Origin of the sequence: Acinetobacter sp. YH1901134, from assembly GCF_013416965.1 — a bacterium.
Classification (GTDB): domain Bacteria; phylum Pseudomonadota; class Gammaproteobacteria; order Pseudomonadales; family Moraxellaceae; genus Acinetobacter; species Acinetobacter amyesii.
In genome coordinates, this window is sequence record NZ_VPEW01000003.1 from 472,081 (window position 1) to 479,938 (window position 7,858).

Annotated in this window: 6 protein-coding genes, 1 rRNA gene and 1 pseudogene; 6 read left to right on the forward strand and 2 right to left on the reverse strand. The window is 38.7% G+C overall.

Translation table 11 applies throughout. The features are described 5' to 3' along the window. Positions 1 to 103: 103 nt before the first annotated feature. Positions 104 to 427, forward strand: a complete 324-nt coding sequence (locus tag FTV50_RS03860; RefSeq protein WP_078193898.1) for a hypothetical protein — start codon at positions 104 to 106, stop codon at positions 425 to 427. Here the strand turns inward: FTV50_RS03860 and FTV50_RS03865 are convergent. Beyond that, positions 351 to 1,922 carry a M16 family metallopeptidase gene (locus FTV50_RS03865; protein ID WP_373683666.1) on the reverse strand — a complete coding sequence of 524 codons (1,572 nt, stop codon included), beginning with the start codon at positions 1,920 to 1,922 and terminating at the stop codon, positions 351 to 353. The two genes, FTV50_RS03860 and FTV50_RS03865, sit on opposite strands and share 77 nt — an antisense overlap. A gap of 123 nt (positions 1,923 to 2,045) precedes the next feature. Then, positions 2,046 to 3,443, reverse strand: a pseudogene (locus tag FTV50_RS03870) (M16 family metallopeptidase); the annotation flags it as partial. A 166-nt stretch (positions 3,444 to 3,609) separates the two neighbouring features. Here FTV50_RS03870 and ftsY point away from each other — a divergent pair. The 5 genes from ftsY to FTV50_RS03895 form a co-directional block, all read left to right on the forward strand. Continuing rightward, positions 3,610 to 4,716 carry a signal recognition particle-docking protein FtsY gene (gene ftsY / locus FTV50_RS03875; protein WP_180023557.1) on the forward strand — a complete coding sequence of 369 codons (1,107 nt, stop codon included), beginning with the start codon at positions 3,610 to 3,612 and terminating at the stop codon, positions 4,714 to 4,716. Positions 4,717 to 4,891: 175 nt separating this feature from the next. Beyond that, complete coding sequence (locus FTV50_RS03880; protein WP_180023558.1) at positions 4,892 to 5,578, forward strand: nitroreductase family protein; 687 nt, start codon at positions 4,892 to 4,894, stop codon at positions 5,576 to 5,578. A gap of 215 nt (positions 5,579 to 5,793) precedes the next feature. Continuing rightward, on the forward strand, positions 5,794 to 6,387 hold the full coding sequence (locus tag FTV50_RS03885; RefSeq protein ID WP_180023559.1) for a nitroreductase family protein: 594 nt from the start codon (positions 5,794 to 5,796) through the stop codon (positions 6,385 to 6,387). Between the two features lie 182 nt (positions 6,388 to 6,569). Further along, positions 6,570 to 7,247 (forward strand): DUF2057 domain-containing protein, encoded by a 678-nt coding sequence (locus tag FTV50_RS03890; protein WP_078193893.1) that lies wholly within the window; start codon positions 6,570 to 6,572, stop codon positions 7,245 to 7,247. A 509-nt stretch (positions 7,248 to 7,756) separates the two neighbouring features. Beyond that, positions 7,757 to 7,858, forward strand: a 16S ribosomal RNA gene (locus tag FTV50_RS03895); the annotation flags it as partial.

Consider the following 7,858-nt stretch of genomic DNA (forward strand, 5'->3'; position numbering starts at 1 on the left):
TAGCTAACTCACAGACTGAAAAGGTGAACTGATGCAGTTTTAAGCGCTGTGACTTGAACTTCTTGAACGTCAGCCATACACTACTTTGAACCTGAGGTAGTGTATGACTATTGATTTAGAAAAAATTATTCAATTCAAATCTAAAATACAGCTTGAGCAAATTTATAATATCTTTGTTTCAGTCATGATCGTGGTGATTTTGGTATTGGCTGTGATTGCCTTATATCGTCCTATTTCTGTACAGCAATACCAAAACGTGTCACGACTTGCGTTGCAGCAAAGTTATCCTGAAACACAGGAAATGGCGATGCTGCTGAGACAGCAAGATCGCATTCGTGTGGGTGCTTATCTTAAATTGATGCATGCTTATCAGATGGAGTCTGTGCGAGCACATCAACTTCCGGCTTTGGCAGAGGAACAGCTTTAGTTGTAGGGATTATCTTGGTTGGAGCTGCTTGTACATTCTTCTCCAATATCTGCTGTACTTCATTTTTATCTAAGGTTTTGCTCACCACAATCACAGTCATATTTTCAGGGTGCATGTAAGTACGAACCGCATTTTGTACATCAGTTACAGTTATTTTTTCCAATAATTTTGGGTACTGTGTCAAATAATCTGGGTCTTGATGATAAAAGCCCAATAGACCAAGCTGTGCATTGATCGCTGCATTACTGCTGTAATTATTTGGAAAAGCACGCAGCATGCCTGCTTTGGTTTCTTCCATTTGTCTTTGATCAATAGGCATTTTGACAAAATCATTAAAAGCCTTATGTGCCACTTGAATACTATCTATCAGCTGATCTTGACGTGTTCCATATCTAAAACTAAAGATACCGGGTGCTTGGCTAAAGCTAAATGCACTATAGGCACCATAAGTATAGCCACGTTTAACGCGAAGCTCTTGCATGAGGACCGAGTTAAAACCTCCACCACCAAACATTCGATTAGCTACTTCTAGGGCTAATCGATCTTTGTTATCACGTGTCGTTCCTAAATGTCCAAACATGACGTTGGCTTGGGTGGAATTGTAGGGAAGATGGATGATATCAAACCCTTGTTTTTCTTCTGGTTGTGCAAGTGCCTTAGCTTTTTCACCTTGGTTTAAGTTTCCGGAAATACGTTCTGCAAGGTTTTGTGCTTCTTTTTTGCTGAGTTTGCCTGTAATGGCAATATTCATGTTTTGAGCAACTAAAAATTGATTACGAAACTTCTTTAAAATGTCAGGGGTGATTTTTTTGATACTGCCATTGGTTCCAGTAATCGGTTCTGCATATGGGTGTGTGCCGTATACAGCCCGATAGAAACGAATATTCATTAAGCGACTTGGGCTTTCTTGGAGTTGTTTCTGACCAGCTTGGTTATTGCTGAGTGCTAAGTTGAGACTGGAGTTTTTAAAAGTCGCATTTTTAATCACATCCATCATCATACTTAAAGCAGGTTCTAATTTTTTAGGGTCTGACAATACGCGTAGCCGAACGACAAACATATCTCGATGTGCTTGTACGCTAAATTGAGCACCTGTTTGGTCAAAAACCGAGGCAATTTGCGTTGCATTGTATTTTTCTGTGCCTTCATCGATTAAACGTGCAGCCATGTTGGCAACACCATACAAGCCTTTTCCGATTTCTTCATCCCGAGCAGAACCCGCATTAAAGGTCAGTTGAATATCCACCATAGGTAGATCTTGTGATTCAACAAATAGACTATTCACGCCATTTCGGTTTTTCAGCACTTGAACCAGCGGAGCACGGTAGTCTTTATCAATCTGTAAATTCTTTAAACTTTGCAGCATTGGGATAGATTGTAATTGGCTCGGGTTATCGTTGAGGTCAGGAACATTTTCCGTATAAGTTTCTGCATGGAGGAGTGAGCCAAACGCAGTGAGTAAGCTTAGAGATAAAATTTTCGTAATAGTCATCACTAATCCTTACAAGACGCTTTCTGTGTTTTGGGTTGAGTTAGTTTGTTGCTCTGGAGTAACAACTTCCGTTTGAGCTGGTTTTGTAGTTTGATCTGCTTTATTTGAGGTTGTTGGAACCTCCGTCTGTTCTGGAAGCAGATACATGGTGCTTAAATTTTCTTTGACAAAATACGCATTTGTGACACGTTGAATATCTTGTGCGCTGACGTTTTCATATAGTTTTGGTAATTCGTCCATTAGCCTGAAACTGAGCCCATTGACTTCTAAGTTACCGATCGTCTTGGCTTGGCTGCTGATGTCATCTTGGTTATAGACTAAATTGGAGACAAAACGTGTGGTGATACGTTCAACTTCAGGTGTTTTGACTAATTCTGTTTTTAAAGTGTCGATTTCATCTTGTATCGCTTTTTGCGCTTGTTCCATTTTGACGCCATCGGCAGGGAGTGCTGAAATGGTAAACAAACTGTCTCCACGATTGTATGGATCATAAGAAACACTTACAGCAGTAAGTAATTTTCTATCGCGTACCAGTTTGTCTTGTAGGCGAGATGAAATACCACTGTCTAAAATATTGCGAATAATATTGAGAGCATAAGCATCTTGTGGGTTTTTTGCGGTAGCCAGTGATCGCACATTCCACGCCATATACAAATTAGGCACTTGTACAGGTAAATTTAGTTCCATGTGACGATAGCCCACACGTTCGAATTCCATCACATCATTACGATCAGGTGTTTTGCGTGATGGAATATCACCAAAGTATTTTTGAACTTGACGAATGGCTGCTTCGGCATCGACATCACCGACAATCACCAAAATGGCATTGTTCGGGGTATACCAATCTTTATACCACTGTTTTAAATCTGCCAATTTGATGTTTTGCAGATTTTTCATGTGTCCAATGACGGGTTGACGATAGTGACTGGTTGGATAAGAGATCCATTTGAAACGTTCATAAGCCAAAGAACGAGGATTGTCATCTGTGCGCTGTCGGCGTTCTTCCATAACCACTTTAATTTCAGGGTCGAAATCTTGTTGTTGTAATCGTAAATTACTCATACGATCCGCTTCGAGCTCCAACGCCATAGGAAAATAGGCTTTTGGATACAACTGATAATAATTGGTGTAATTGGTATAGGTTGCAGCGTTAATACTGCCGCCATAGATACGGCTGAGACGTGTAAATTCATCATTAGGAACTTTAGTGGTTCCTTTAAACATCATATGTTCGAGCGCATGAGAGATCCCTAATAGATTGCCCGACTCATCACTACTGCCAACACGATACCAAATATGGGTCATTACCATCGGCGCACGGTGGTCTTCACGGATAATGACCTTTAAACCATTTTTAAGTGTGGTTTCAAAGGTGCTACGTGTTAATTGGGTACGTGTGTCAGCATGTAGATTGGGTGCACACCAAAAGCAACTGCTGATGACACAGATAGGAAGCGCAGAGCGAAATAAAGTTTTAAAAAAATAAGGAGAAAATCTGTTTTTATGGGACACAAAGGAATCCATTAAAATGCATTTTATAGCTATCTAGTTTTCCTAAAGTTAATTTTGATTGCAAGTTCAACATGTTGTTTTTTAGTGTGCTTCGCTCTGACGGGCGTGTATCGACTCAATTTAAGATAACTTATGATAGAATCGGTTTTTTTAACGCAGTGCTTTTCAAGGATTCGGCATGCAACAGCAATCTCATGGGCAGAATAAATTTTTGATTGATGCTGATATCGGTGATGACGATGTCACGCTACCGAGTTTACCTGCGGTAAATGTGCCGATTATCGAGACACCGAAAGTACAGCAAGAAGTTGCTGCACCATTACAAGAAACAGAGTCAAAAACTGAAGACTCGAAGGTGAAAGGCGGCTTCTTTAGTCGTATGAAAGAAGGTCTAGCAAAGTCACGTAAGAACTTGGCAGACGGCATGGTGAATATCCTGATCGGTGGGAAGGAAATTGACGATGAACTTTTAGAGGAAGTTGAAGAGCAACTTTTGGTTGCTGACATTGGTGTCGATGCAACCAAAACGATTATTGCGAACTTAACTGAACGTACTGAACGTGGCGATTTAATTTACTCGCACTCTTTATATAAAGCGCTTCAAGAAGAACTGGTGGCATTACTTGCACCACGTGTTAAACCGCTACATATCGACAGCAATAAAAATCCGTATGTGATTTTGGTTGTTGGTGTGAATGGTGTGGGTAAAACCACCACGATTGGTAAATTAGCGAAACGCTTACAAGGTGAAGGTAAAAAAGTAATGTTGGCTGCTGGTGATACATTCCGTGCAGCAGCCACAGAACAATTACAAATTTGGGGCGAACGCAATAATATTGCCGTTGTAGCTCAAGGTCATGGTGCAGATTCTGCATCTGTTATTTTTGATGCATTTGAAAGTGCTCGTGCAAAAGGCGTAGATGTACTGATTGCAGACACCGCAGGTCGTTTACATAACAAAGGACATCTAATGCAAGAGTTGTCTAAAGTAAAACGTGTAATGCAAAAAATTGATGCTACAGCTCCGCATGAAGTGATGTTAGTGGTAGATGCAGGCACAGGTCAAAATGCCATTAACCAAGTTGAAATGTTTGATGAGGCAGTAGGGCTTACAGGTCTAACTATTACTAAGCTTGATGGTACAGCAAAAGGTGGTGTGTTATTTAATATTGCAAGCCGTACCCATGTACCAATTCGTTTTATTGGTGTAGGTGAGAAAATTGATGACTTACGTCCATTCTCAGCAAAATCATTTGTCGCAGCATTATTTGAAACTGATAAATAAAATGCGTTAAATGTCACATAAACTCCGCAAAATGCGGAGTTTTTTGTTTTTGAGCTTACTGATTGATTTAAAAAGCAACATGTGAATAAATCATAGTCAAAATTCAGCCTAATAAACCCTTAGAATAAGTAAGGAATTGTTGTTTATATATAAAAATTGCTTTGGGGTGTTTAGGGTGGCGTTACTCGATAAAATTGGTCATGTATTGACTGCGGATATCACTAAAGATTTTAAATTAAAAAAGAAAAATACTGACCGAGAGGTAGAAGCGTCATTTGTCGACCAACTAAAGAAACGTCGCAGTATTTACGAGCTTGGAAAGAAGGTACATTATAGTCAGGCTTACTTGGCTGAACTGATTCAAGAGTCTGTAAGAAGTTGTCCATCTGCATATAATTCACAAAGTACACGTATTGTGGTTTTATTTGGTGAATCTCATCAAAAATTTTGGGACATAGTAAAAGACGTACAACGCAAGAATGTTGCGAGTTATATTTTTGAGGGCGTGGCGCTTAAAATAGATCAATGTGCAGCTGGCCTAGGAACTGTGCTTTTCTATGAAGATCAAACCGTGATTCAACAATTACAAAAGAAAGTGCCATTAAGTGCAGAAGATTTTCCAGTATGGTCGGAGCAAACGTCTGGCATGGCCCAATTCGCAGTATGGACTTCGATCGCAGATGCAGGTCTAGGCGCATGTTTACTGCACTATAATCCACACATTGATTATGCTGTTGCCGAACACTTTGATATTTCAAAACAATGGCTGCTACGTGCGCAGTTGGTCTTTGGTTCAATTGAAGGCCAAGCGCCTGAACGCTTAGAACCAGAAGATCAAGATCAGTTTAGAATTTATGAGTAATTTCTATGTGCTGTAAGTTGCTTTGATTTCTGCCGTACTAAAGACAGTGAAACCAAAATCTGAATGTAAGTGGGTTGCACGTATTTAGATGCTTGCAACTGATTGTTCTAGAAATAAGACACAATGTTGTAAATATAGTCATGCAACGGTTAAAAACTTCACCTATTATAAATCTCAATTTAGTAAGCTAATTGAAAATAAAAAGAGGTCTTGTAATGTCATTCTTGAATCAAATCGAACAACGTCGCACAATCTATTCTATTGGTAATAACGTTACTTTATCGCAAGATGAAATTGAGCAAACCATTAAAGATGCTGTACGTTTAAGTCCGTCATCATTTAACTCTCAAACGTCTCGTGTCGTTATTCTGTTTGGTGATGCACATCAAAAATTCTGGAATATCGTACGTGAAACTTTACGTAAAATTGTATCTGCAGATGCATTTGAAGGAACCAATGGCAAGATTAATAGTTTTGCAGCAGGTTTTGGTACAGCATTATTTTATGAAGATCAGGCTGTAGTAAAAGCTCTCCAAGAACAATTTGCACTTTATGCAGATAATTTCCCAGTATGGTCTGAACACTCAACAGCGATTGCTCAATTTGCTACTTGGACGGCTTTGGCTGAAAAAAATATCGGTGCATCATTGCAACATTACAATCCAATTGTTGATGCTGAAACAGCTGCGGCATTTGATGTGCCAGATCAATGGAAACTACGTGCACAACTTGTTTTCGGTTCGATTGAAGCGCCTGCAGGCGAAAAAACCTTTATTGCAGATGAAGAACGATTCAAAACATTTAAGTAATGATGGTGTGATGAATTAAAAAGGATGCATTAAGCATCCTTTTTTTATATGCAAAATTCTTGAATGAATATCAAAATAATGTCTTGAAACAAAATATACAGTGATTGTTAGATGTCATAAGATTGTCATATATGCATTGCATAGTGCATTCCAAACTAAATAATTGATAAAGAGTGATAATGATGACTTTAAGATTAACTGTTGCTGCTGCAGCGCTGATGTTAAGTAGTGCCGGATTTGCAGCTGTAACTTTGACTGTTCCGGAAGAAATTAAAATAGTTGCAGTTAATGATCAAGAAGTTACTGGTGGTTTATTTCGATCTACGGAGAAGTATAAGCTAGATGCAGGTGAAAACCTATTAACGGTACGTTATAGCGAATTTTTTCAACATGCTGATAATTCTCACGATATTTTAAAGTCAGGTGTGGCCGCTATTCGTACTCCAGCACTGATTGATGGTCAAGAGTATCGTTTGGGTCTAGTCAATGCACCAAAAGATTTTGATGCTGCGCAAAAATATAAAGACCAACCGATATTTGGTTTGTATGACAGATCTAATCAATTACTTGTGCAGCAAGCTGGGGCGAAGAAAGAACAAAAATCGATTTTCTCCAATGGTGTATTGGGTAATGCTGTAGATTTTACGAAGAAAGAAGCTGTACCAGAAAATCAACCGGCACCTGTTTATGCACAATCCTTAAATGTAAAACCAACAAACGTGGCAGCTCCTGTGGTCGCTCCAAAAAATATAGCTGTTCATCAAAATGGGGCAGATCAACAATTAATTCAGCTTTGGCAGAAGGCTAGTAAAGCTGAACGACAAAAATTTATGAGTTGGTTGGCTGAGCAAGCAAACTAAAGTCACTTTTGTAACTTCATTAGTTTTCTTAAAATCCGTGATATTCGAAAAGTCCGTTGAATTACGGGCTTTTTAGATTGAAGAATATAAAAATCACCAAGAATTATAAAATTCGTCTTTCATAAAGCAAAATATAAGGATATATTGATCTTTAAATAAGCAATAGATTGCTTTTAGTTTAAAAAATATACACTCAAGCAAAATATTATAGAAATTTCTATGATAGGGGCTTGTGTTTGTTTTGAAACTCTATAGAATACGCTGCATACCAACGCAGACAGCGATAAACTTAAGTTTTTTAGCTGTTTGATGTTGTTTCTTATTTGCTGACGAAGCATTAAGAAGATCATTAAGAGATTATGAAGAACAACTTGTGTGGATTTTTACTGATTGATCGATCGAAATTATTTTCATTGATTGATGGTAGAAATTACTCGAAGTTTATTTGAGCAAATTTTTGTCAGTAATTGATGAGCCAAGATTGGTACACTATATGTACTATTGATTTTAAACTGAAGAGTTTGATCATGGCTCAGATTGAACGCTGGCGGCAGGCTTAACACATGCAAGTCGAGCGGGAATAGGTAGCTTGCTACCGATTTCTAGCGGCG